This window comes from Bradyrhizobium vignae (assembly GCF_900324035.1).
Classification (GTDB): Bacteria; Pseudomonadota; Alphaproteobacteria; order Rhizobiales; family Xanthobacteraceae; genus Bradyrhizobium; species Bradyrhizobium vignae.
In genome coordinates this window covers 457,818-482,106 of record NZ_LS398110.1, presented here as the reverse complement: position 1 = coordinate 482,106, position 24,289 = coordinate 457,818, and the positions used below count along the sequence as shown (strand labels likewise).

General features: G+C 64.8%; 18 protein-coding genes. 10 read left to right on the top strand and 8 right to left on the bottom strand.

Translation table 11 applies throughout. From position 1 onward, the window contains the following. Positions 1-56: 56 nt before the first annotated feature. Positions 57-368 (top strand): DUF1272 domain-containing protein, encoded by a 312-nt coding sequence (locus tag BRAD3257_RS02300; RefSeq protein WP_122400481.1) that lies wholly within the window; start codon positions 57-59, stop codon positions 366-368. 152 nt (positions 369-520) lie between these two features. Here BRAD3257_RS02300 and fahA read toward each other — a convergent pair whose 3' ends face one another. Genes fahA through BRAD3257_RS02275 form a run of 5 tightly spaced genes read right to left on the bottom strand, consistent with a single transcriptional unit; the run spans position 521 to position 6,034 of the window. Further along, complete coding sequence (gene fahA, locus BRAD3257_RS02295; protein WP_122400480.1) at positions 521-1,792, bottom strand: fumarylacetoacetase; 1,272 nt, start codon at positions 1,790-1,792, stop codon at positions 521-523. Positions 1,793-1,848: 56 nt separating this feature from the next. Next, a complete protein-coding gene (hmgA, locus tag BRAD3257_RS02290) occupies positions 1,849-3,195 on the bottom strand; it encodes a homogentisate 1,2-dioxygenase (RefSeq protein WP_162500072.1) in 1,347 nt (448 codons plus the stop codon). 2 nt (positions 3,196-3,197) lie between these two features. Continuing rightward, on the bottom strand, positions 3,198-4,154 hold the full coding sequence (locus BRAD3257_RS02285) for an MBL fold metallo-hydrolase (protein WP_122400478.1): 957 nt from the start codon (positions 4,152-4,154) through the stop codon (positions 3,198-3,200). An 18-nt stretch (positions 4,155-4,172) separates the two neighbouring features. After that, a complete protein-coding gene (locus BRAD3257_RS02280; RefSeq protein WP_122400477.1) occupies positions 4,173-4,397 on the bottom strand; it encodes a DUF2783 domain-containing protein in 225 nt (74 codons plus the stop codon). Positions 4,398-4,405: 8 nt separating this feature from the next. Further along, positions 4,406-6,034, bottom strand: a complete 1,629-nt coding sequence (locus tag BRAD3257_RS02275) for an FAD-dependent oxidoreductase (RefSeq protein ID WP_122400476.1) — start codon at positions 6,032-6,034, stop codon at positions 4,406-4,408. Between the two features lie 110 nt (positions 6,035-6,144). On the opposite strand from BRAD3257_RS02275, the gene BRAD3257_RS02270 reads away from it, so the two are divergent. The 3 genes from BRAD3257_RS02270 (at position 6,145) to BRAD3257_RS02260 (ending at position 9,009) form a co-directional block, all read left to right on the top strand. Beyond that, positions 6,145-6,687 (top strand): MarR family winged helix-turn-helix transcriptional regulator, encoded by a 543-nt coding sequence (locus tag BRAD3257_RS02270; RefSeq protein ID WP_122400475.1) that lies wholly within the window; start codon positions 6,145-6,147, stop codon positions 6,685-6,687. 90 nt (positions 6,688-6,777) lie between these two features. Beyond that, positions 6,778-7,488: a class I SAM-dependent methyltransferase gene (locus BRAD3257_RS02265; protein ID WP_244607847.1), complete on the top strand. Its 711-nt coding sequence runs from the start codon at positions 6,778-6,780 to the stop codon at positions 7,486-7,488. 213 nt (positions 7,489-7,701) lie between these two features. Then, a complete protein-coding gene (locus BRAD3257_RS02260; protein ID WP_122400474.1) occupies positions 7,702-9,009 on the top strand; it encodes an adenylate/guanylate cyclase domain-containing protein in 1,308 nt (435 codons plus the stop codon). Positions 9,010-9,183: 174 nt separating this feature from the next. Here BRAD3257_RS02260 and BRAD3257_RS02255 read toward each other — a convergent pair whose 3' ends face one another. Further along, positions 9,184-9,990, bottom strand: coding sequence for an N-acyl homoserine lactonase family protein (locus BRAD3257_RS02255; protein ID WP_122400473.1), 807 nt, complete (start codon positions 9,988-9,990; stop codon positions 9,184-9,186). 363 nt (positions 9,991-10,353) lie between these two features. On the opposite strand from BRAD3257_RS02255, the gene BRAD3257_RS02250 reads away from it, so the two are divergent. The 4 genes from BRAD3257_RS02250 (at position 10,354) to BRAD3257_RS02235 (ending at position 16,943) form a co-directional block, all read left to right on the top strand. Beyond that, positions 10,354-11,895, top strand: a complete 1,542-nt coding sequence (locus BRAD3257_RS02250) for a caspase family protein (RefSeq protein ID WP_122400472.1) — start codon at positions 10,354-10,356, stop codon at positions 11,893-11,895. Positions 11,896-12,034: 139 nt separating this feature from the next. Continuing rightward, positions 12,035-12,706, top strand: coding sequence for an OmpA family protein (locus BRAD3257_RS02245; protein WP_162500071.1), 672 nt, complete (start codon positions 12,035-12,037; stop codon positions 12,704-12,706). Between the two features lie 158 nt (positions 12,707-12,864). Next, complete coding sequence (locus BRAD3257_RS02240; protein WP_122400471.1) at positions 12,865-13,794, top strand: efflux RND transporter periplasmic adaptor subunit; 930 nt, start codon at positions 12,865-12,867, stop codon at positions 13,792-13,794. After that, positions 13,794-16,943: an efflux RND transporter permease subunit gene (locus BRAD3257_RS02235; protein ID WP_122400470.1), complete on the top strand. Its 3,150-nt coding sequence runs from the start codon at positions 13,794-13,796 to the stop codon at positions 16,941-16,943. Before BRAD3257_RS02240 ends, BRAD3257_RS02235 begins: the two co-directional genes overlap by 1 nt. Before the next feature lie 23 nt (positions 16,944-16,966). Here BRAD3257_RS02235 and BRAD3257_RS02230 read toward each other — a convergent pair whose 3' ends face one another. Continuing rightward, on the bottom strand, positions 16,967-17,641 hold the full coding sequence (locus tag BRAD3257_RS02230; RefSeq protein ID WP_122406329.1) for a Crp/Fnr family transcriptional regulator: 675 nt from the start codon (positions 17,639-17,641) through the stop codon (positions 16,967-16,969). Positions 17,642-17,877: 236 nt separating this feature from the next. Between BRAD3257_RS02230 and BRAD3257_RS02225 the strand changes: the two genes are divergently transcribed. Together BRAD3257_RS02225 and BRAD3257_RS02220 are read left to right on the top strand one after the other, a co-directional pair. Continuing rightward, complete coding sequence (locus tag BRAD3257_RS02225; RefSeq protein WP_122400469.1) at positions 17,878-19,941, top strand: AsmA family protein; 2,064 nt, start codon at positions 17,878-17,880, stop codon at positions 19,939-19,941. A gap of 220 nt (positions 19,942-20,161) precedes the next feature. Beyond that, positions 20,162-22,609, top strand: coding sequence for an adenylate/guanylate cyclase domain-containing protein (locus BRAD3257_RS02220; protein WP_122406328.1), 2,448 nt, complete (start codon positions 20,162-20,164; stop codon positions 22,607-22,609). A gap of 314 nt (positions 22,610-22,923) precedes the next feature. Here the strand turns inward: BRAD3257_RS02220 and BRAD3257_RS02215 are convergent, their stop codons facing one another. Continuing rightward, positions 22,924-24,216: a Spy/CpxP family protein refolding chaperone gene (locus BRAD3257_RS02215; RefSeq protein WP_122400468.1), complete on the bottom strand. Its 1,293-nt coding sequence runs from the start codon at positions 24,214-24,216 to the stop codon at positions 22,924-22,926. Positions 24,217-24,289: the final 73 nt, after the last annotated feature.

Below are 24,289 nucleotides of genomic sequence, written 5' to 3'. Positions count from 1 at the left end.
ATTCGCGCTGGCTACACGATCTGCGATGATCGCAGCTCCATGTCCGGAGATTCAACATGGCCCTGCAGCTGCGACCGAACTGCGAATATTGCGACCGCGACCTGCCGCCGAACGCAACCGATGCGCGGATCTGCTCCTATGAATGCACGTTCTGTGCGGATTGCGTCGAAACGAAGCTGTTCAACGTCTGCCCGAACTGCGGCGGCGGATTTGTGCCGCGCCCGATCAGGCCGGCGCGGGAATGGCGGCCGGGCGTGTGCGTGGCCAAGCACGTGCCGTCAGACAAGCGCGTGCATCTGAAGTACAGCGTGGAGGATGTCGCAGTGCATTGCGCACGAATCCGCGACGTGCCGCCGGAGAAACGATAGGCTCTCTCTCCACGTCATTGCGAGGAGCTCGCGACAAAATTGCGTAGCAATTTTGCGCTGATGCGACGGAGCAATCCAGACTGCCGCCGCGGAGAGATTCTGGATTGCTTCGCTGCGCTCGCAACGACGGAGGTTGTGACAGGGACGGCGGCTCACTCCGCCGCCACAATCGTCCCCTCGACCTCGCCGAACCCGACGCGATAGCCGTTGCCCTGGCACCAGCCGCGCATCACGAGGCTGTCGCCGTCCTCCAGGAACGAGCGCTTGGTGCCGCCGGGCAGCTCGACCGGCTCGGTGCCGTTCCAAGAAATCTCCAACAAGCTGCCGCGCTGGTTCTTCTCCGGGCCGGAGATGGTGCCGCTGCCGAGGAGATCGCCGACATTCATGGCGCAGCCGGAAGAAGCATGGTGCATCAGCTGCTGCACCGAGGACCAGTACATGTATTTGAAGTTGGTGCGGCTGATGCTGACGGGCGCATTGGCCCCCGCAGCGCGCAAGGAGACGTCGAGCTCGACATCGTAGTTCTGTGGCTTGGTCTGCTTGAGATAGTCGAGCGGCACCGGCTGCTGCTCCGGTCCCTTCAGGCGGAACGGCTCCAGCGCCTCGCGCGTCACCACCCAGGGGCTGATCGAGGTCGCGAAGGCTTTTGCGAGGAATGGGCCGAGCGGCACGTATTCCCATTGCTGGATGTCGCGCGCGCTCCAGTCGTTGAGCAGCACGAATCCGAAGATCATCTCCTCGGCCTGTTGCTCGCTGAGCATGCCGCCCATCGGCGAAGCCTGGCCGATGACGGCGCCCATCTCCAGCTCGAAATCGAGCCGCTTGCACGGCGCAAAGCTAGGCAGCTCCACATTCGGCGGCTTCAGCTGCCCGCGCGGCCGCTTCACCTTGGTGCCGGAGACCACGACGGTGGAGGCGCGGCCGTTATAGGCGATCGGCATGTGCAGCCAGTTCGGCTGCAGCGCATTGTCCTTGCCGCGGAACATCACGCCGACATTGGTGGCGTGCTCCTTGGAAGAATAGAAATCGGTGTAGCCGGAGACCGCGAACGGCATGTGGAGCTTCGCATCGCGCATCGGCACCAGCGCGCGGCTGCGCAGCTCCTCGTTGTCGCGCAGCTCATGATGATCGTGACGGAGCAGTTCGCTGATCCGCGCCCGCGTCTTCGCCCACACCTCCGGCCCCAACGCCATGAAGGGATTGAGCGAGGCCCCGGAGAACACGCCGAACGGGCCGACGTCGAGCCGGGAATCCTGCTCGAGCTCCCAGAGATCGAGCACGTAACCTCCGATCGCCACACCAACCCGCGGCGTCGGATTGGCCGCGGTCGAGAACACGCCATAGGGCAGGTTCTGAATCGGAAAGTCCGAGGCGGGGTCGACCTCGATGAAGGAGCGGAGGCTGGGGTCGTTGGGGTGGGGCATTGGTTTCCCATGGCGCAGCGGTGGCGGTGTCACCCTCCCCTGGAGGGTAAGAAAGACTACGGCTTGCTCGGATCGAAGCGCTTCTCCAGGCCCTTCCAGCAATCGGCATAATCATCCTGGAGCGTGGAGGAGCTCGCCGCGTGTGCGGTGACGCGCTGCGGATAGCGGGTCTCGAACATGAAGGCCATGGTGCCCGTGAGCTTCACCGGCTTCAGCTCGCCATTGCTGGCGTGCTCGAAGGCGTCGCGATCAGGTCCGTGCGGCAGCATGCAATTGTGCAAGGAGATGCCGCCGGGAACGAAGCCCTGCGGTTTGGCGTCGTAGACGCCGTAGATCAGGCCCATGAACTCGCTCATGATGTTCATGTGGTACCAGGGCGGACGGAAGGTGTTTTCCGCGACCATCCAGCGCTCGGGGAAGATGACGAAGTCGATATTCGCCGTGCCCGCGGTCTCCGAGGGCGAGGTCAGCACCGTGAAGATCGAGGGATCGGGATGATCGAAGCTGATCGCGCCGACCGGGGAGAACGCGCGCAGGTCGTATTTGTAGGGCGCGTAATTGCCGTGCCAGGCGACGACGTCGATCGGCGAATGCGGCAGCGTCGTCTTGAACAGCGAGCCGCCCCATTTCACGAACAACTCGGTCGGCTTGTCCTTGTCCTCGTAGTTCGCGACCGGCGTCAGGAAGTCGCGCGCATTGGCAAGACAATTGGCGCCGATCGGGCCACGCTCCGGCAGCGTGAAGGCGCCGCCATAGTTCTCGCAGAGATAGCCGCGCGCCGGCCCGTTCGGAATCTCGACACGGAACTTGACGCCGCGCGGAATCACTACGACCTCGCCGGGCTCGGCATCGATGCGGCCGAACTCGGTGACGAGACGAAGATTGCCCTGCTGCAGCACGAACAGCAATTCGCCGTCGGCGTTGTAGAAATGCTGATCCACCATCGATTTGGTGATGAGATAGACATGCGCGGCCATGCCTGCTTGCGTGTTCACATCGCCCGCCGTCGTCATGGTCTGCACGCCCTGGACGAAGGTGAGCTCCTCCTTCGGGATCGGCGTCGGATCCCAGCGCAGCTGCGCGATCGGGAGATCGTATTCGTGGCATGGCGCCGAGCGCCACAGCCCAGCATCGATCTTCTCGAAGCGGCCGGAATGCTTCACCGACGGACGGATACGATACAGCCAGGAGCGTTCATTGGTGCCACGCGGCGCGGTGAAGGGCGAGCCGGAAAGCTGCTCGGCATAGAGCCCGTAGGCGCAACGCTGCGGCGAGTTGCGTCCGATCGGCAGCGCGCCAGGCAGCGCCTCGGTCTCAAAACTATTGCCGAAGCCGGACATGTAGCCCGGCGTGACCTGGGCCGAGCTGCGAACGATCTGGTCAGGCGAGGTATTGATGTTCATGACTATCCTCCTCCTTGCAAGGCGGCCCACATTTCCTGGTCGCGCTTGTCGGTCCAGATCACGGGATCATCGATCCCGGATGCTTCGTCGTAGGCGCGCGACACGTTGAACGGCAGGCAGTGCTCGTAGATGGCGAAACTCGAAAATTTCGGATCCATCACCTCGCGGGTCGCCGCCATCGACTCCTTCAGCGTGCGGCCCTTGACAACCGAGATTTCGGCCGCGCCATAGAGCGAGGTGACGAAATCCCGCGTCATCGCGATGGCCTCGCGTACCGTAGCGGTGCCCTTCAGCGCATCGCCTCGGCCGGGCGCGATCGCCTTGGGATTGAAGTTGCGGATCTCATTCAGCGTCATCGGCCATTCGCGCAAATGCGCATCGCCGCAATAGCAGGCCGAGTGATATTCGATGAGATCCCCGGAGAACATCACCTCCGCATCCGGCACCCAGGCGACGATGTCGCCGGAGGTGTGGCCGGCACCCAGCTGCATCAGCCGCACCTCGCGCTTGCCGAGATAGATCGACATCTCGCCTTCGAAGGTCAGCGTCGGCCAGGTCAGGCCGGGAATGCTCTGCGCGTCCTGGAACAGGCGCGGGAAGCGGCCGTATTCGGAATCCCAATCCTGCTTGCCGCGCTCCTCGATCAGCCGATAGGTTTCCTGCGAGGCGACGATGCCTTGGGCCTTGTAGGCGGAGGCTCCGAGCACGCGCACGGCGTGATAATGCGACAGCACGACATATTTGATCGGCTTGTCGGTGACGGCGCGCACGCGCTCGATCACTTTGTTCGCCATCGCCGGCGTCGCCTGCGCATCGAACACGAGGCAGCCGTCGTCGCCGACGATCACGGCCGTATTCGGATCGCCCTCGGCGGTGAAGGCATAGAGATCGGGGCCGATCTCGGCGAAGGTGATTGTCTTCTCGGAGAGGTCGCCAGTGGATGCGAAGTTCTTCGCCATCAGTTCGTCCTTACAGGTCTATTGTTGTTGCTGTTGCTGCTGCTGGTCATCGATCATGCGGCGCTTGGCGAGCCCGATCGCCTCGCGCAGCACGTCGATGTCGCCGATATGATTGGCGAGGATCAGCACCAGCGCCGCGTCGAAATCCGCGCTCTGCTCCTCGGTGAGGCCGCGATGCGCCTCGACGATGGCGCGGAAGGCATCGTCCGGGCGTGCGAAGTTCGAGCTGGTTGAAAGCGGCATGCGAAACCTCAATACAAACCTTCGGCCCGCGCCAACGCCGCCGCGATCGCCGAACGCGTCGGATGGCGGAAGCGCGCCGCGACATAGCCGTCGGGCCTCAGCAGATAGGCGGAGCCCGGCTCGGCGGCGTAGCGCTTTGCGGCCAGACCCGAGGGATCGGCAAGTCCGCCCTCGCCACCAATGCGGATGCCCTTGATGCCATCGGGCGCATCGATCGGCGCGCCATTGCTGAACGACAGCAAGGTGAAGTCCGTTCCACCGTTGCGGAAGGCATCCGTCAGATAGATCTGCTCGCCGGCGCGCGTTGCGACGGGTGCATCGAGCATCGAACAGCCGGGCGAGGGTCCACCGCGCCACGCATCCGCATCGAGCGAAGACAGCGGCGAGTCATAGCTGCACGGCACCGAGAGTCGTCCGCCATTGACCATGCGCTTGCCGAACTCGGTCTCCTTGGCCAGCGACAGCACCGCCTTGCGCAGCCGCGCTTCCTGATGCGAGTTCGGTGCCATGAAATCGGTCGAGCGGGTGGATTCGCGGATGTTCTCGTCGGCGGCTGCGCTGCGCTCGGTATGATAACTCTCGAGCAGGCTCGCGGGCGATTTGCCCCGCAGCACGCGATCGAGCTTCCAGGACAGGTTCTCCGCGTCTTCAAGTCCGGAGTTGGCGCCGCGCGCACCGAAGGGCGAGACCTGATGCGCGGAATCGCCGGCGAAGATCACGCGGCCATGGATGAAGCGGTCCATCCGCCGGCACTGGAATTTGTACAGCGAGATCCACTCGAACTCGAACTTGTCGTGGCCGAGCATGCGCGCAATCCGCGGCCGCACGTTTTCCGGCTTCTTCTCGACGACAGAATCGGCGTAACGGTTGAGCTGGAGATCGATGCGCCAGACATCGTTGGGCTGCCGGTGCAAGAGCGCCGAACGCCCGGCATGGAACGGCGGATCGAACCAGAACCAACGCTCGGTGGGAAATTCCGCCGTCATCTTGACGTCGGCGATCAGGAACTGATCCTCGAACACCTGGCCCGCAGATTCCGCACCGACCATCTGGCGCAGCGACGACCGCGCACCGTCGCAGGCGATGACATATTGCGCATTCAGGCGATAGGCGCCTTCAGGCGTTTCGATCGTCAGCAGCGCGGAGTCGTTGCGCTGCTCCAGCGCCGTCACCTTGTTGCGCCAGCGCAGGTCGATCTCGGGCAGTTCGTTGATGCGATCGACCAGATAGGCCTCGGCGTAATATTGCTGGAGATTGATGAAGGCCGGACGCTTGTGACCGTCTTCCGGCAGCAGATTGAACTGGTAGAGCTGCTGCTCGCCGTGAAAGATCCGGCCGACGCTCCACACCACGCCCTTGTCGACCATGCGGTCGCCGACGCCGAGTCGGTCCCAATATTCCAGCGAGCGCTTCGAGAAGCAGATCGCGCGCGAGCCTTCGCCGATGCGGTCGGCATCGTCCAGCAGCACGACGCGCTGGCCGCGCTGGGCGAGATCGATCGCCAGCGACAGGCCGACCGGCCCGGCACCGACAATCACGACCGCATGCGCCGCGGGGCGTGGCCCCGGGCGGTCCTGATCGGGATGGCGGCGATAGCCGAACTGGGTCTTGGCCTGATGCGTATTGGCCGGCGCCATACACTAACCTCGGCTCTGGTCAGAAGAGGACTGATCTGCTAGATAGTCTCACGTGCAACTATTTTGGACCGGAGCCGGCCGGCCGTCAACTGGAATTCGGAGCGCTCTCCGTGGCGAGGACATCCAGCGACATCGCGCTGAAGACACCCCAGGCCGACGAGGCTTCATCGCGGCCGAAGCCGCGTCTCGACCTGTTCAAGTTCGTGCCGTTCCGCCTCAACCGGCTGGCAGCGGAGGTGAGTTCCGCGCTCGCGGTCGAATATCAGGAACGTCACGGCCTCGACATTCCGGCCTGGCGCGTGCTCGCCACGCTCGGCTTTCGCGTTGATGCCTGCAGCGCGCAGTACATCGCGCAGTGCACCCGCACGCACAAATCCACCATCAGCCGCGCGGTGACCACGCTGCTGCATGCAGAGCTGATCGAGCGGGTCGAGAACGAAGCCGACCGCCGCGAATTCCGCCTGCAACTGACCAGGAAGGGCCGCACGCTTTACGAAGAGCTGTTCCCGCAATTGCTGCGGCGTGAGGACGAGATCCTCGCCTGCCTGTCCGCGCAGGAGCGCAAGCAATTGTCGGCCCTGCTCGGCAAGATCGAGCAGAGCCTCGATCTGATCCAGACCAGCGAAGAGGCTGACGCGAAGCAGGCGTATTAGGACGGGCATGCATAGAGGCGGAGACGCCTAGACCGGTTGAGAAAGCTTGGTAGGCTCGTGACGGCACCAGCTTATATAGTGGCGCTACTTGTGGCATTTGCTGCAACTTGCGCATACGCCGTTGATATAGGTTATCTGGCTCCCCCCGGAGTCGCTGCAAACGAGTTTCCCTCACCGCAGCGCCCCGTTGCACGGATCGTCAGCCCACGCCGCGCCGCCGAAGAGCGCCGCGACGCCCTCGATGAGGCCGGTCAAATCGCACGTATTCTTGAGCTGAAACCAGGCATGACAGTCGGCGACATTGGAGCAGGCGATGGCTACCACACGGTCAGGCTCTCGCGCCTCGTCGGACCCGCCGGCTCTGTCATTGCCCAGGACGTCACGCGGGATTACCTGATCGAACTCGCAAAGCGAACAGAGCTTCTGAAGTTGACGAACGTGCAATTCGCGCTCGGCGAACCACACGACCCGCGCCTGCCCGCTTCCTCACTGGATGCCGCAATCCTCGTGCATATGTATCACGAGATCGCCCAGCCCTATGCCTTCCTCTACAATCTCGCGCCCGCCTTGAAGCAGGGTGCGCGGGTCGGAATTGTCGATCTCGAGCTTCCGACGTCGAAGCATGGCACGCCAATTGCGCTCTTGCGCTGCGAATTGACCGCCGTCGGCTATCGCGAGATCGCCACATATCAGCTCGCAGGTGACGGAGGATATTTGGCGGTATTCTCTCCGCCAGAGATCGCGGCTCGAAAATCTCCCCGCGATATCGCTGCTTGTGGGAATCCCGCCGGCGTTCGTTGACACCACGTCAGCCGCCCGTCTCAGAGGCTGACCGTATCCGCAGAAGAGGTCAGACCGGAAGTGGCCGGCTGAGACTCAAATCGGCGCTTTTGACCCGAAGCGCACATGAGCAGCTGGGGCCATTGCAACGCTAACCCATGAGTTTTCGCCACTCAGTTGCACTGCTTGGCCGTTAACCGTAAGCTACCGAGCGGGCTAGGCTTGAGGGAAGCCATGGTTGTCGAGACGCGCTATGTGACCAGCGGCGACGTCTTCGTCGCTTATCAAATATCCGGACAGGGCGGTCCGGACTTGCTCATGACACCGGGCTTTGTATCGCATCTCGAGCAGGCGTGGGAGAATCCCAACGTCGCGCGCTTCCTTAACGACCTCGGCTCGTTCTCGCGATTGATCCGATTCGACAAACGCGGCACGGGTCTCAGTGATCGTGGTGTCGGTGTCCCGCATCTCGATGAAAGGATCGACGATATCCGCGCCGTGCTCGACGCTGCGGGTTCTAAGAGGGCCTATTTGTTCGGTGTTTCGGAGGGTGGGCCGATGTCGATCCTGTTCGCGGCGACCTATCCTGAACGTGTCGCGGGGCTCATCCTGTTCGGCACGTATGCGCGCACGGTGGGTGCTTCCGTTCCGTTTGACGACTTTGCGACCCTGGAGCGCGATATCCGGTCCAACTGGGGAACCGGCAAAAGTCTGCCCAGTTTCTCTCCGTCGGCCGCCGCAATTCCCGGGGCCATGGAGCGCTTCGCCAAGTTCGAGCGCTCGGCGGCCAGCCCGTCTGATGTGATCAACCTGATGCGCATGAACCGCGAGATCGACGTAACGGCCATCCTGCCGTCGATCCATGTCCCTACGCTGGTCATGCATCGGCGCGACGACGTGCGCATTCGTGCATTCGCCGGCCGCGAGCTTGGAGAGAGAATTCCTCACGCGCGCTACATCGAACTTCCGGGTAGTGATCACCTCGCATGGTCAGGAGATCAGGATCGGCTTGTCGAGGAAATCAGACAATTCATGGGTGTGTCCGGTACCACCATCGAGGGCGATCGCGTCCTCTCGACCGTGCTGTTCACCGACATCGTCGATTCGACAAAGAAAGCCTCGTTGGTGGGCGACAGGCAGTGGCGTTCAACTCTGGAAGCGCACCATGCGGCGGTGCGTTCGGAACTGGAGCGGCATCGCGGACGCGAAGTTAAAACTACAGGCGACGGATTTCTGGCCCTTTTCGACGGCCCGGCGCGCGCCGTTCGCTGCGCCCAGAGGATCGTCAGCGCGGTGCGGCCGCTCGATCTCGAAGTACGGGCCGGCGTCCATACCGGCGAGGTTGAAATGATGGGCGACGATGTGGGCGGCATTGCTGTGCACATCGCAGCACGGGTAGCTCAGCATGCGCATGCGAGCGAAGTGCTGGCCTCGAGCACGGTAAAGGATTTAGTAGCAGGTGCCGGCCTCAAGTTCGTCGATCAGGGATCGGCCGAGCTTAAGGGACTTGCCGAGCCCATGCGCCTATTTGCGGCCGTCTGAATGAGCTTCGGTGTCGCCGATGCCGCCTTAGAAAGCTCAGACGTTATCGCCGATGTCCCTTTGTGGCCCACAACGCGCCTCCGGCGAGGCTTGTTTGCGCACTGCTTTCAGGTGCACAGCGGATATCAGACCTGGCTGATCTGAACCGCGCACAAGTAGACGCCCCGGATTCCGTCACTTCGCAAACGACCGCGTCGGCGGCAGATGCAGTGCCCAGGCGTCGACCTTGTCGCTGGCGGGCGGATAAATCTCCGTCACGATCGGATCGTGACCGGGGATGAACCTGTCAGGGTGGCCGGCGAGGCGCTCGATCGTCTCCCAGCCTGCGGCCATGTCGCCGACATTGTAGACGATCGGGAACGGGCTCCGGCGCTGGAGGTTGGCGTAGTAATGCGCGGCATCGGACGCCAGCACCACCGGCCCGCGCGCGGTCTCGACCTTCACCACCTGCAAGCCATCGGAATGGCCACCGACGCGATGCACGGTGACGCCGGGCGCGACCTCGCCGTCGCCGGAATGGAAGGTGACGCGCTCGCCATAGACATGGCGCACCATCAGCGTGACGTGCTCGACCGAGAACGGATGTCGCAGCAGTCCGTTGCACATGCAGCGGCCCGTCGCGTAAGCCATCTCGCGCTCCTGGAGATGGAAGCGCGCATTCGGGAAGCGGTCGAGATTGCCGGCATGGTCGTAGTGCAGATGCGTCACAATGATGTCGCGGATGCCGGATGCCGCGACGCCGAAACGCTCCAGCGCATCGACCGGATTGAGCGTCAGCTTGCGCGCCCGCGCGCTCGCCTCCTCGGCATTGAAGCCCGTGTCGACCAGGATGTCGCGACCGTGCCCCCGGATCAACCAGACGAAATAGTCGAGATCCTGCGCCGCACTGTCATGCGGGTCGGGCACGAGGAAGTTCATGTGGGGGGTGCGCGGCGACATCGTCGCATAGCGCAGGGCGTAGATTTCGTAGACGTTTCCCATGGTCTGCTTTTCTGAGTTGGATGTTGTGGGACCATCGAGCACACCAAGCCATCGCCGGCAGGAAAGGTCAAACGTGGGGCGTTGCGGCGGAGGCAGGGCTGCAATGTGAGACCAATCACAGCTCCATCACCATGATGACCCCAGCATGCTGCCGATAGGATCGAACCAGGTCACCGAGTACTGTCATGACAACGGTCTATTCCGCCCGCGGCACGCCCCTGCGTTGCCGTCCATCGTCACGATAATGCCGAATCTCCAAGCGGTTGACGCCCCCCGTCCCCGGTTTGATAATGCAGGAAGCGTAAGTTAAGGTCGCCGCGGCGCAAGCTGGAACGGCGCCTTTTTGGCTGGACCGCGCTGATTATGAAAATTCGCTTCTTTCTTCTTCTCTCCTTGCTCATCTCGCTCGTCCCGACTGCTCCATCGCTTGCGGCCGGTGACCGCTTTGCGCTGGTCATCGGCAACGCCAAATATCCGGACGCGGATGCTCCGTTGAAGGAACCGATCAACGATGCGCGCGACGTCGCCGATGAGCTCAAGCGGGACGGCTTTTCGGTCGAGATCGGCGAGAACCTGACCGGCGACGGCATGCGCCGCGCCTTCGACAAGCTCTACAGCAAGATCAAGCCGGGATCTGTGGCGCTGGTGTTCTTCAGCGGCTTCGGCATCCAGTCTGCGCGCCAGAGCTACATGCTGCCGGTCGATGCGCAGATCTGGACGGAGTCCGACGTGCGCCGCGATGGTTTCAGCCTCGAGACCGTCCTCGGCGAGCTCCACACCCGCGGCGCCGGCGTCAAGATCGCGCTGATCGACGCCTCCAGGCGCAACCCCTTCGAGCGCCGGTTCCGCAGCTTCTCGGCGGGCCTTACACCTGTCATCGCGCCGAACGGTACGCTCGTGATGTATTCAGCGGCGCTGGCCTCGGTGGTCTCGGATGCCGGCGGCGACCACAGCCTGTTCGTCCAGGAGCTGCTGAAGGAAATCCGCGTCCCCGACCTGATGGCCGAGGAGACGCTGAACCGCACCAAGATGGGCGTCACCCGCGCCTCGCGCGGCGAGCAGGTGCCGTGGATTTCCTCGTCATTGGCCGAGGATTTCTCGTTCACTCCGGGAGCCGGCGGATCGCGTCCCGCAACGCCACCGCCCGCACCTCCTGCTGCGCCGGCCGTCGTCGCCAACAACCCGCCGCCCGTTCCACCCGCGCCGCCGACACCACCTCCGGCGCCGAAGCCAGCCGATGCTGCTGCGGCACCCGCCCCTGCTGCTCCACCTGCCCCCGCGCCTGCGCCGGCCCCACCGCCGAAACCGCAGATCGAGGCCGCCCTGCCCCCGCCGCCGCCGCCGGTGAAACCGATTGATCCCGCTCCCGCACCGAGCACGGACAGCGGGCCCAGTGCCGCCGTCCTGGCTGACGATCCCACGATCAAGAGCCTCACCGCCAAGATCGCCGCCAATCCCGATGACGTGAATGCGCTGTATCGGCGCGGCCAGGTCTATGCCAGCAAGGGCGCCTACACGCTCGCCATCAAGGATTTTGACGATACCCTTCGGATCAATTCGAAGGATGTCGAGGCGCTGAACAACCGCTGCTGGACCCGCACCGTGGTCGGCGATCTCCAGGGCGCGCTGAAGGATTGCAACGAGGCGCTGCGGCTGCGGCCGAACTTCGTCGATGCGCTCGACAGCCGCGGGCTGGTCAACCTCAAGTCGGGCGCGGTGAAGAATGCCATCGCCGATTTCGACGCGGCCCTGAAGATCAATCCGCGCCTGACCTCCTCGCTCTATGGACGCGGCCTTGCCAAGCAGCGCAACGGCTCGGCCCAGGAAGGGGCGCTGGACATTGCCAATGCCAAGGCGATGGATCCGAACATCGTTCAGGAGTTCGCAAGCTACGGAGTGCGTTGATATTTTTTTGAGTGAGGCAGTCCAAGCCTCGAACCTTGAACAGCCCAGGGAAGACCAATGGGCGGATGCCGGAACAGGCCTTTTCGGCCTGTTGCTGGAATTTGAAATACGCGAGCTGGCTGCGCAGGAGGGACTGGCTATGAGATCGGCTGCAAAAGGGCTTACCGCGATTCTGTCCATCATCACCGTCGGCGCCGCGCTGTCACTGCCAAGCTCAGCTGCATTTGCGGGCGATGACGGCAACAGCAAGAATGTCACCGAGGACGAGATCGTCCGCGCGCTCGCGCCGGCGCCGAAGAAGCCCCTGACCCGCGGCCTCTCGATCGGCCCGCAGACGGAACCCGCGCCGAACGCAGCGGAGACCAAGCTGCTTCAGTCCGTGCGCGGCCGCTCGACGCGCTCATTGTCGTCGACCGAGCGCGAGGACATCGCGGCGGTCGCCAAGGACAAGCCGAACATCGATCTCGAAATCACGTTCGACTACAACTCAGCCAATATCAGCGCCAAATCGCTTCCATCAGTGCAGGCGCTCGGCCGTGCCTTGACCAGTCCCGACCTGAAGGGCTCGACCTTCGTGGTCGCAGGCCACACCGACGCCGCCGGCGGCGAAGCTTACAACCAGGACCTCTCAGAGCGTCGCGCGGATTCGATCAAGCGCTACCTCGTCGAGAAGTACAACATCTCCGCGACCGATCTCGTCACCGTCGGCTATGGCAAGAGCAAGCTCAAGAATCCGAGCCAGCCGCTGGCGGAGGTCAATCGCCGCGTGCAGGTCGTCAACATGGAAAACAAGACCACCGCATCGAAGTGAGCACGGCATAATCCTTTGCAGTGACAAGTCGTGATGTGGTGTAAGGTCTCGCTGTCGAAGCGCGTCCCGCGGCCTTGCGGGACGCCGCTTTATTTCCGGGAAACGCTCTGTTTGGGCCTCGCGCGGATGGCCGTGAGCCAGGTCAGGATGATTCCGCGATGAATTTGACTGAATATCTCAAGCCGGCCGGAACCGTCGTGTTCGTCCTCGCGCTCGGCGTCGGCTATTATCTGTTCGAGCATCGGCGCCGCCCCGAGGTGAAGGAGACGCCAAGCACGGCGCTCGTCATCGTGACGAAGTCGACCAATGCCTGCTTCTCCGACCTGGTGCGGGTGACCGGCTTCTTCGTGCCGCGCCGCGAGGCGGTCGTCCTTGCCGACCAGGAGGGGTCCAGGGTCACCGACCTCCTGGTTACCGAGGGCACCGTCGTCGCCGACAACCAGGAGCTGGCGCGGCTGACTGCGCCGCCGCAGATTCCGGGCCAGCCGCAGCGGCCCGGCCCACAAGGCCCGGTCTCGCTGAAAGCACCCGCGCCGGGTCTCATCACCGAGGTCCGCACCGTCGTCGGCGCGCCGGCCTCGCCGCAGGCAGGTCCGATGTTCCGCATCGCCGTCAACAATGAGATCGAGCTCGACGCCCAGGTTCCGGCGGTGCACATGTCCAAGCTCAGCTCCGGCGCGACCGTGCGCATCAGCCGCGACGATGCGCCCGATTTGATCGGACGGGTCCGGCTGGTTGCGCCCGAAATCGACCGCGCCACCCAGCTCGGGCGCGTCCGCATCAGCGTCACCAACAATCCCTCACTGAAGGTCGGCGTGTTCGCCCGCGCCTCGATCGACGCCAAGCGGAGCTGCGGCGTGGCAGTGCCCAAGACCGCGATCGATCATCTGACGGTGCAGGTCGTCAAAGGCAACATTGTCGAGACACGCAAGGTGCGGGTCGGACTGTCGTCCGACAGCGCTACGGAAATCCTGGAGGGGCTCGAGGTCGGCGAAATCGTCGTGGCCGACGCCGGCTCTTCGCTCCATGACGGCGACCAGATCAAGACCATGTTCGCCGATGAACTCGATCGCACGCGGGTACGCTGATGGCTCTCAATATCTCGGCATGGTCTATACGTCATCCGCTGCCGTCCGCCGTTTTTTCGATCATCCTGCTGGTTCTGGGCTGGACCTCCTTCACCAAGCTCGCGATCACACGGCTGCCCTCGGCCGACATCCCCGTGATCTCGGTCGCGGTCTCGCAATTCGGCGCGGCACCGGCCGAGCTGGAATCCCAGGTCACCAAGACGGTTGAAGACGCGGTCTCCGGCGTCGAGGGCGTCAGGCACATCACCTCCTCGATCACCGACGGCCTCTCGGTCACCACGATCCAGTTCGCGCTCGAGACCAACACGGACCGCGCGCTCAACGACGTCAAGGACGCGGTGACGCGCGTGCGCTCCAACCTGCCGCAGAACGTCACCGAGCCGCTGATCCAGCGCGTCGACGTCATCGGCCTGCCGATCGTGACCTATGCCGCGATCTCGCCCGGCAAGACGCCGGAGCAGCTCTCCTATTTCGTCGACGACGTGGTCAAGCGCTCGCTGCAGGGCGTGCGCGGCGTCGCGCAGGTCGAGCGCATCGGCGGCGTCGAGCGCGAGATCCTGGTCTCGCTCGATCCCGACCGCCTGCAGGCGATGGGGCTTACTGCGGTCAATGTCAGCCAGAGCCTGCGCGGCACCAATGTCGACGTCGCCGGCGGCCGCGCCGAGATCGGCAAGAACGACCAGGCGATCCGCACGCTCGCCGGCGCCAAGACGCTGGGCGATCTCGCCGGCACCATGATCCCGCTGTTCGGCGGCGGCGAGGTCCGGCTCGACGATCTCGGCACCGTCACCGACACCATCGCCGATCGCCGCACCTTCGCCCGCTTCAACGGCGAGCCGGTGGTCGCGCTCGGCATCAAGCGTTCCAAGGGTGCCAGCGACGTGAAGGTGGCCGAGGCCGTGCAGAAGCGCATCGACGCGCTGAAAACCGCCTATCCCGACGTCGACCTGAAGCTGATCGACACCTCGGTCGAATACACCAAAGGCAATTACCATGCGGCGATCTCGACCTTGTTCGAAGGCGCCATCCTCGCCGTCGTCATCGTGCTGCTGTTCCTGCGCGACCTGCGCGCGACCATCATCGCCGCGATCTCGCTGCCGCTGTCGATCTTCCCGGCGTTCTGGGCGATGGACCTGCTCGGCTTCTCGCTCAACCTCGTCAGCTTCCTCGCCATCACGCTGTCGACGGGCATTCTCGTCGACGACGCCATCGTCGAGATCGAGAACATCGTCCGGCACATGAACATGGGCAAGTCGCCCTACCGGGCCGCGCTCGAGGCCGCCGACGAGATCGGCCTCGCGGTGATCGCGATCTCGCTGACCATCATCGCGATCTTCGCACCGGCGAGCTTCATGTCGGGCATCGCCGGACAGTTCTTCAAACAGTTCGGCATCACCGTCTCTGTGCAGGTGTTCTTCTCGCTGCTAGCCGCGCGCTTCGTCACGCCGGTGCTGGCCGCCTATTTCCTCAAGCACAGTTCGCATGCGGAGCCGCCGCCCGGCCGCATCCTGCGGTCCTATCATGGGATCGTGGCCTGGTCGGTGAAGCACTATTTCATCACGGTGCTGATCGGCCTCGGGATCTTCGCCGCCTCGATCTGGAGCATCACGCTGCTGCCGCAGGGCTTCCTGCCGGCCCAGGACAGCGCCCGCTCGCTGCTTGCGCTCGAGCTGCCGCCGGGCACCCAGCTCGCCTACACCGAAAAGGTCACCGAGGACATCGTCGCGCGCCTGCGCAAACGGCCCGAGGTCAAGAGCATCTTCGTCGACGGCGGACGCGTCCCGCCGGGAACCCAGGAAGTCCGGCGCGCAGCCCTGATCATCAACTACACACCCAAGGACAGCCGCGACATCACCCAGCGCGAGCTCGAATTCTCGATCAGCCAGGAGCTGGAGAACGTTCCCGACATCCGCTTCTGGTTCCTGGACGAGAACGGCCTGCGCGCGATCTCGCTGGTGGTGACCGGTGTCGACCCCAACATCGTCAACAACGTCGCGAGCGAGCTTGCGACGCAGATGAAGCGCATTCCCACCATCTCCAACGTGATCTCCGAGACCTCGCTGGAGCGCCCCGAGCTGCGCATCGAGCCGCGCGCCGATCTCGCCGCACGGCTTGGCGTCTCCACCGAAAGCCTGTCGCAGACCATCCGTGTCGCCACCATCGGCGACGTCGGGCCCGCGCTCGCCAAGTTCGACGTCGGCGATCGCCTGGTGCCGATCCGCGTGCAACTCGAGGATGCAGCCCGCGGCAATCTGAAGACGCTGGAGCAGTTGCGCGTGCCGCTCGGCGAGCACGGCGAGAAGGGCGGCGTGCCGCTCTCGGTCATCGCCGACGTCAAGCTCGACCAGGGTCCGACCAGCATCAACCGCTACGATCGTGAACGGCAGGCGACCGTTGCCGCCGACCTCGTCGGCTCCGCCGCGCTCGGCGATGCCACCAAGAAGATTTACGACCTGCCGGTGATGAAGACGCTGCCGAAGGGTGTGAAGGTCTCGCCCTCGGGCGATGCCGAAAGCCTGAACGAATTGTCGGACGGCTTCGCGACCGCCATCACGGCCGGACTGATGATGGTCTACGCCGTGCTGGTGCTGCTGTTCGGCACCTTCCTGCAGCCTATCACCATCCTGTTCTCGCTGCCGCTCTCGATCGGCGGCGCCATCGCGGCCCTGCTCGTCACCGGCAAGCAGCTCACCACGCCGGTGTGGATCGGCATCCTGATGCTGATGGGCATCGTCACCAAGAACGCGATCATGCTGGTGGAATTCGCCATCGAATCCATCCGTGCGGGCAAGCCGCGCGAGGAGGCCATGATCGACGCCGGCATGAAACGCGCCCGCCCGATCGTGATGACCACGATCGCGATGGCCGCGGGCATGATGCCGAGCGCGCTCGCCGTCGGCGCCGGCGGCGAGTTCCGCTCGCCGATGGCGCTCGCGGTGATCGGCGGCCTGATTTTCTCGACCATCCTGTCGCTGGTGTTCGTGCCCGCGATGTTCATGGTGATGGACGATTTCGGCGCCCTGATCTGGCGCTTCGCCAAGCGGCTGATCGTGCACAGCGAGGATGCGGAGGTTGCCTCTCATCACGACTCCGCACCGGCGCAGGCGACTTCGGCACCGAAGAGCGTCGCGCGGCCAGCTGCGGAGTAGGCTTACGAGGCGTGCTCGTAAGCCTACTCGTTCCGCGCGATCGCGGTCAGCTTGGTCATGTTCCGCAGCAAGATCCGGCCGCGCTGCAGGTCGAGGATGGCCTCCTTGCGCCAGGCCTGAAGCTGGCGGTTGACGCTTTCGCGGGCGGCACCGACGAAGACGCCGAGCTGCTCCTGCGAGATATGGACCTCGGAGCCGAAATCGGCGGCGAGCGCGCAGAGCCGCCGCGCCAGCCGCACCGGCAGCGGCTGCAGCATGGATTCTTCCATGCGCTCGCTCTGCCAGCGGATGCGCTGGCACAGCAGGGCGATGATCTTGATCGCGACCTTTGGCTCGCGCTCGAGGAAGCCGAGGAAATCGTCGCGCCGCAGCACGAACAATTCGCTGGCCTCGCCCGCGGTGGCGTCTGCCGTGCGGTTCTGGCCGTCCAGCACCGCGACCTCGCCGAACAGGTCGCCCGGCCCCATGAAATTCAGCGTCAGCCGGCTGCCGTCGGAGGCGCCGGTCTCGATGCGGACCTGGCCGCGACGCACGCCGAACAGCGCATCGCCGGGATCGCCCTTCTGGAACAGCAGCTCGCCGCTCCCCAAATGCTGCGTGTGACAGAGATTGGACAACCGCTGGAGCTCGTCTGCGCCGAGATCGGCGAACATCGGGTTCATCTTCAGGATGACCGCAAATTCGGCCTGCTTGCTCATTTCAATGTCCTTGTGAACGCCCTGGTCATTGTTCTCAGCAAATCGCTTGAAACCATCAACTTCAGGATCGCGTAAAACCGCGTCGGAGAAGTGTGTCATAAGTCACATAACTTTGCAGTACCCCCTGACTATTTTTACGCGCTTGGAGCCGCTTGCCGTCCGGGGATAAACTTAAGGCGCAAAGGACGGGCCATCTGGCGGGTTCGACGCCGATTGTCCGTCGTTGGAAAGTCGACATGAGAGCATTGAAATTCGTCGGCGGGGCTTTGGCCGCCGTCATCATCGTGATCGCACTCCTGCTCGTGGTCGGGATCCCCTCGGGCTTCCTGACCTCGACCATCGCCTCGCGGGTCGAGAGCGCCACCGGCTATCGCCTGTCGATCGACGGCACCACCAGGATCAGTCTGTGGCCGACGCTGAACATCACCTTGAATGACCTCACGCTTGCCGACCCCAAGGACCGCAGCGGCATCAGGCGCCTGACGATCGATAGCGTGGAGGCCGACATGTCGCTCGCCAGCGTCTGGTCGGGCCGCCCTGAGATCAGCGAGCTCGTCGTCGCCCATCCCGTATTCTACCAGCCGCTGCTGCGTGAGCGCCTGCCGAATGCCGGCAGCCCGTCGAAGCCGATCGCGCTGGGCACCAATGCTGCCACGATCGACCGCATCAAGGTCACCGAAGGCGAAGTGGCGTTCTCGCGCCTGCGCGATCGTGTCGAGGGCCGCATCAGCGCCATCAACGCCGAGGCGATCGTTGACCGCGACCGCAAGGTCAACATCACCGGCACCGCGCGCGTCGGCGAGCATCCGACCAAGTTCGACATCAAGGCAACCTCGCCGGCACTGCCGGCCGAACGGCCGACGGTTCCGGTGGATTTCGCCATCGACATGCCCAGCGTGCTGAAGTCCCAGCTCACCGGTCACGCCGAGATGCGGCTCAATGGCGATGTCGTGATGATCAACGGCGTGAATGGCAGGCTCGGCGACGGCGCATTCAACGGCTGGGCCTCGGTCGACATCGCGAGCAAGCCGCTGGTCAAGATCGATCTCGATTTCCAGCGGCTCGCGATGCCCCTGGCGAAATCGCCGGACGGCGTGTCCGGGCAGCCCTGGAGCAATGCGCCGATCGACGTCTCCGGGCTCAACTATGTCGATGCGCAGGCGAGGATCTCCGCGAACGAAGCCGTGATCGGCGATGCGCGCATCGCGCCGCTGGCGCTCGACGCCAAGCTCGCCGGCGGCGTCCTGAAGGCCGGCACCGCCAATCTCGGCGTCTATGGCGGCCAGGTCTCGGGCGAGGTGGTCCTCGATGCGACCACCGGCGCGCCGAGCTTTGCGATGCATTCCGACCTCGTCGGCGTGCGCGCGCTGCCGCTGCTGCAGGGCCTCGCCGAATTCGACCGTATCGACGGCAAGCTGCAGGCCAAGCTCGCTTTGCGCAGCGCCGGCAACAGCCAGCGGGCGCTGATGGCGAACATGCAGGGCACGGCCTTCGTCAATTTCCAGGATGGCGCTATCCGCGGCATCAATGTCGCGCAGATGATCCGCTCGCTGACGACGAGCACGCTGTCCGGCTGGCAAGGAAACCAGGACCGAAACCAGGACCCCAGCCAGGAGCAGAGCACGGATCTGTCGCAGCTTTCGGCCTCCTTCCGCATCGACAAGGGTCAGGCGGTGACGACCGATCTCAATCTGATCGGGCCGCTGGTGCGCGTCACCGGCGCCGGCACGATCGCCCTCGACACCAAGATGATGGGCTTTCGCGTCGAGCCGAAGCTCGTGATGACGATCGAAGGCCAAGGCCGCACCTCCGAGCCCGTCGGCTTCGGCATCCCCGTGATGATCCAGGGCAGTTGGTCGCAGCCGCGGATCTACCCTGACATCGCCGGCGTGCTGGACAATCCGGACGCCGCCTATGCCAAGCTGCGCGAGATGGGCAAAGGCCTGTTCGGCCCCGACGGCGCCGGGCTCGGCAACATCCTGGGCAACCTCGGCAGCAACCTTGGGCTCGGCGGCACCACCGCGCCGGGCGGAGGCAATGCCAATCCGCAAGCCCAGCAGCCCGGGCAGAACAACCTGCTCGGCGGGCCCTTGGGGGAGGCGATCGGCAATCTGATTCAGCAGGGACTTTCCAATGGCACAGCAACCGGCACTGGCACCGGCCGCAGTCGCAGCCTGCCGGTAACGCCCTCCACACCGGCGCCGCAGGCCTCGCCTGCCCCAGCTCCGGAGGACCCGCCGCCTGCGCAGCAGGACAGTCAGCCAATGAACGACGTGCTGCGACAGCTCTTCAATCGTTGATTGGCGGGCTGGACCGGCTTGCTCGCCTGCGGCGTCCCCCGAACGGATGAGGCTGCGACAATTCACCACTCTGCTTCCTGCCCGGGAGTCCACAGGGAGTAACCACACCGGCCGCGCGACGGCCGCGCGACGCCCCTTGGCCCAAATTGTGGTAGAACGGCCCGGAAGGGGCTTTATGGCCCGCAGCGCGCAGCGTCAGTGGCGGCGCGAGAGGATCGGGATGGCAGGAGCGAACGACAAGACACGATCTCTGCGCGAGGGTCTGTTCGCCAAATACGTCGTCTCCCTCGTCGGCCTCGTCGTGTTCGTCCTCGCCGTCAACGGCGCGATGGAGACCTGGATCTCCTACCGCGCCACCCGGACACAGCTGACCAACGGGCTGGAGGACAAGGCGCAAGGAGCCGCCCGGCGCATCGAGCAGTCGATCTCCGAGCTCGAGCGCCAGATCAGCTGGGTGACGCGGGCGAGCCAGGACACGCTGGAGAAGCGCCGCGCCGATTACGCCTCGCTGCTGCACCAGGTCTCGGTCGTCAACCAGCTGTTCCAGCTCAACGGCGACGGCCGCGAGGTGCTGCGCGTCTCCAGGCAGTCGACCACGACCGGCGCCAATGCCGACCTCTCCCGCGACGTGCGCTTCACCGACGCCGTCACCCGCGGCGTCAGCTATGCCTCGGCCTGGTTCGCCGACGGGACGCCGCTGATGTCGATCTCGGTGGCGCATTCCGGCTTCAATGCCGGCGTCACCGTGGCCGAGATCGATCTCAGCTTCCTCTCCGACTTCCTGTCCGACGCCCAGGTCGGCAAGGCAGCCTTCGCCTATGTCGTCGATCCGCGCGGCCGGGTGCTGGCGACATCGTCGAAAGGTCCCGAAATCGGCAAGGACCTTTCCAAGCTGCCGCAGGTTGCGGCCGCGATCGCGCCCGGCCACGAGCCCGACACATCGGGCACCGACTTCAACGGCCAAGCCGTGATGAGCGCCGCGAGCATGGTGCCGAAGCTCGGCTGGAGCGTGCTGTTCGAGCAGCCGAGCACGCAGGCCTTGATGCCGATCCGCGACCAGCTGGTGCGCATCGCGCTTCTGATCGGCATGGGGCTGTTGGTCGCGATCCTCGCCGGTACGCTGCTCGCCCGCCGCATGATCATCCCGATCACGGCGCTGCGAGATGGCGCGCACAAGCTCGGCGAAGGCGATTTCAGCCACCGCATCGACGTGCACACCTCCGACGAGCTCGAAGACCTCGCCGGGCAGTTCAACCGCATGGCCGACCAGATCCAGGAGACCTATTCGAACCTGGAGACCAAGGTCGAGGAGCGCACCCGCGATCTCGCGCAGTCGATCCATGAGCTCAAGGTGCTGGAGGAGGTCGGCCGTGCGGTGGCCTCCTCGCTCGATCTCAACGCCGTGCTTGCGACCATCGCCGCCCGCGCGATCGAGATCACCCATGCCGACGCGGTGCTGATCTACGGGTTCGACGCCGAGGCGCGATGCTTCGACCTGGTCGAAGCCAACGGCATCGACAAATCCGCCGAGGGCGCGCATGTCACCGTCGCGCAGGGCGAGAACATCCTGAGCGATGCCGCCAGAAGCGGCGAGCCGATCGCGCTTGCCGAGCTCGGCGAGGCCGCCGAGCAGCCGCTGCGCGAGGTCGCACTCGCGGCCGGCTTCCAATCGGTGCTGGTGGTGCCGCTGATCGACCAGCAGGGCACGCTGGGCTCGCTGGTGGTGCTGCGCCGCGCCGGCGGCGAGTTCGCCGGCAGCATCATCGGCCTGATGCGCACCTTCGCCAACCAGGCCGTGCTGGCGATGCGCAATGCGCACCTGTTCACCGAGGTCGATCACAAGAGCCACGCGCTGGAGGCCGCGAACGAGACCGTGCGCGCCCAGGCCGACAAGCTCAAGCAGCAGACCGAGCAGCTCAAGGACTGGAACAAGTCGCTGGAGGCGCGCGTCAAGACGCAGCTCGGCGAGATCGAGCGCATCCGCAAGCTCGAGCGTTTCCTGGCGCCGCAGGTGGCGCAGCTGATCGCCTCCTCCGACAGCCCGGAAGGACTGCTCACCAGCCAGCGCCGCGAGGTCACGGTGGTGTTCTGCGATTTGCGCGGCTTCACCGCGTTCACGGAAACGACGGAGCCGGAGGAGGCGATGAACGTGCTGCGCGAATATCACGCCGCGCTCGGCCAGCTGATCTTCAAATACGAGGGCACGCTCGACAAATATGCCGGCGACGGCGTGATGGTGCTGTTCAACGCGCCGATCCAGTTCGAGGACCACACCAAGCGCGCGGTGAAGATGGCGGTGGAGATGCGCGACACCATCGGCCCCTTGACCGAGCGCTGGCGCAACCGCGGGCATAGCCTGGGGTTCGGCATCGGCATCGCGCTCGGCTACGCCACGCTCGGTCAGGTCGGCTTCGAGCAGCGGCTGGAATATGCCGCGATCGGCAGCGTCACCAACCTCGCCTCCCGTCTCTGCGGCGAAGCCAAGGCGGGCCAGATCGTGGTGAGCCGCCGCGTCTACGGCATGGTCGAACCGTGGGTGCAGGCACGGGCGCTGGATGATCTCCAGCTCAAGGGCTTCAATCACCCCGTGCTGGCGATGGAGATTTTGAGCTGGCGCGAGGAGGTGGAGAACGTGGTGGACGCCGCGGTGGTGCGGCGGAGAGGGTAGCCAAAGCAAAAATTGCGAAAACAACCCCATGCACAGTAGGCGGGAGCTGGAAGATCAATGGGTTACCCGAGCATCAAAGTCGGACGGTGACGACGGTCTGGGCTGGCCGGTGCTTTGACACGTCGGGCAAAACACTGGCATGATGGCATCATCGAGAGTTCAGGCCAGTGCAAACGCATCGAACGGGCGCGACCGCTGACATCGGCAGCGTGACGCGCACCCAAGGCGCAGCTTTACGGCCGCCGCGGTGATCGGGTGGCGACAACGCGCAGCTCGACTTCAGGGAGATGAAGTTCGACTGGGCGTGCGGATCCTCACACCTCCCGCTTCGGCCCGATCGCCTCGAACGCCGCCTTCTGCTCGTCGCTTAGATCCGCCTCGAAATCGTCGAGCGCATCAGTGACGCCGTTCACCGCTTCCAGCATCGTCGCCAGCCGCGCCTTCACGGCGGCGAGGCGGGCTTGCGCGGTTGCGGCGGGCTCGGTCGGGCAGGCGCTGAGCGTCTGCATGGTGCGCAGCGTGGTGTCCTGCAGCACTTCGAGGCGGGCGCGGGCGATCTCGTCGAGGTGGAGCGTGGAGGCAATCTCGGCGGCGGGCCATTGCTGCTGGACGAGTTGCTCGTATTGGCGCTGCGCGTTTTCGTCATAGCGGGGATCGTAGTCGGGCTGGCAGACCTTGGCCGCCTGCGCGTCCTTGGTCGCGTTCTTGCTCGCGTCCTTGCTCGCGTCCTTGGGCCGGTGGGACGCCAGCGCGGCGCGACGCTCATTGGCGAGGGCGTTGAGCCTGGTTTTCTTGTCGTCATCGAGCAGGCCGACGAATTTCGTCAGCGGCGCTTCAATTGCGTCCGTCGCCTTGATCATGGCCTCGAGTCGCTCGCGCATCAGGCCGAGGCGCTCGGAGGCATTCGCAGGAGCCTGCGCCGGGCAGGCCGCGCGGATGGTGTCGCGCGCCGCATTCCAGGCGGATGCGAGCTCGTCGAGCGCGGTGCGCTGCAGCTCGTTCGGCTGAACGGCGCTCGCGATCCGGTCGACCGGCAGGCCACCGGTGTCGCTGGCCTCGCAGAGGGTTTCCGCGGACGGGATTCTTCGCGCGCGCCGGCCTTGCGGCACGGTGTAGGCGGCAAGCTCGGGAGCGGCATAGGGCGTGAAGAGTGCGGCATAGATGTCGCCGTAGCCGTAGAGCGAGAGGCTGGTCGCATCGCCGAAGATGATTGCGGTGGTGAGATCGTCATGCGCGAACGGCCAGAACACCGGGCCGACCCAGCCGTAGCTGCCGTCGGGATGGCGCCACCAGCCCTGCGGCCGCCGGCCGCCTTGCCAGCCCGCCAGCGCAGCCTGCGCCGTGAGGGCCGCACGCAGGACGTAAGAATTGGATAGCTGGCCGCGCTCGGCTCCGCGCGGGTCTTGCGACCTCAGCGCGGCGGAGCGGTAGCGGCCACCGCGCACGGCCATGCGGGAATGGCGCAGCCGCGACAGGCCCATCATGTGGCCGACGGCGAAACGCGCAACCCCGAGCGGACCGCCACGCAACCCGAACTGCGCCTCGGCCCTGTCAGGCAGCAACACTGCCGCAATCACGAGAGCTGCGCCGGCCAGCGCCAAGCCCATGCGCCTCGAAATGATCGCTGACCTGACCGCCGACTTGACCAATTTGGCCACGTCTTGGCACTCCCTCCCACAC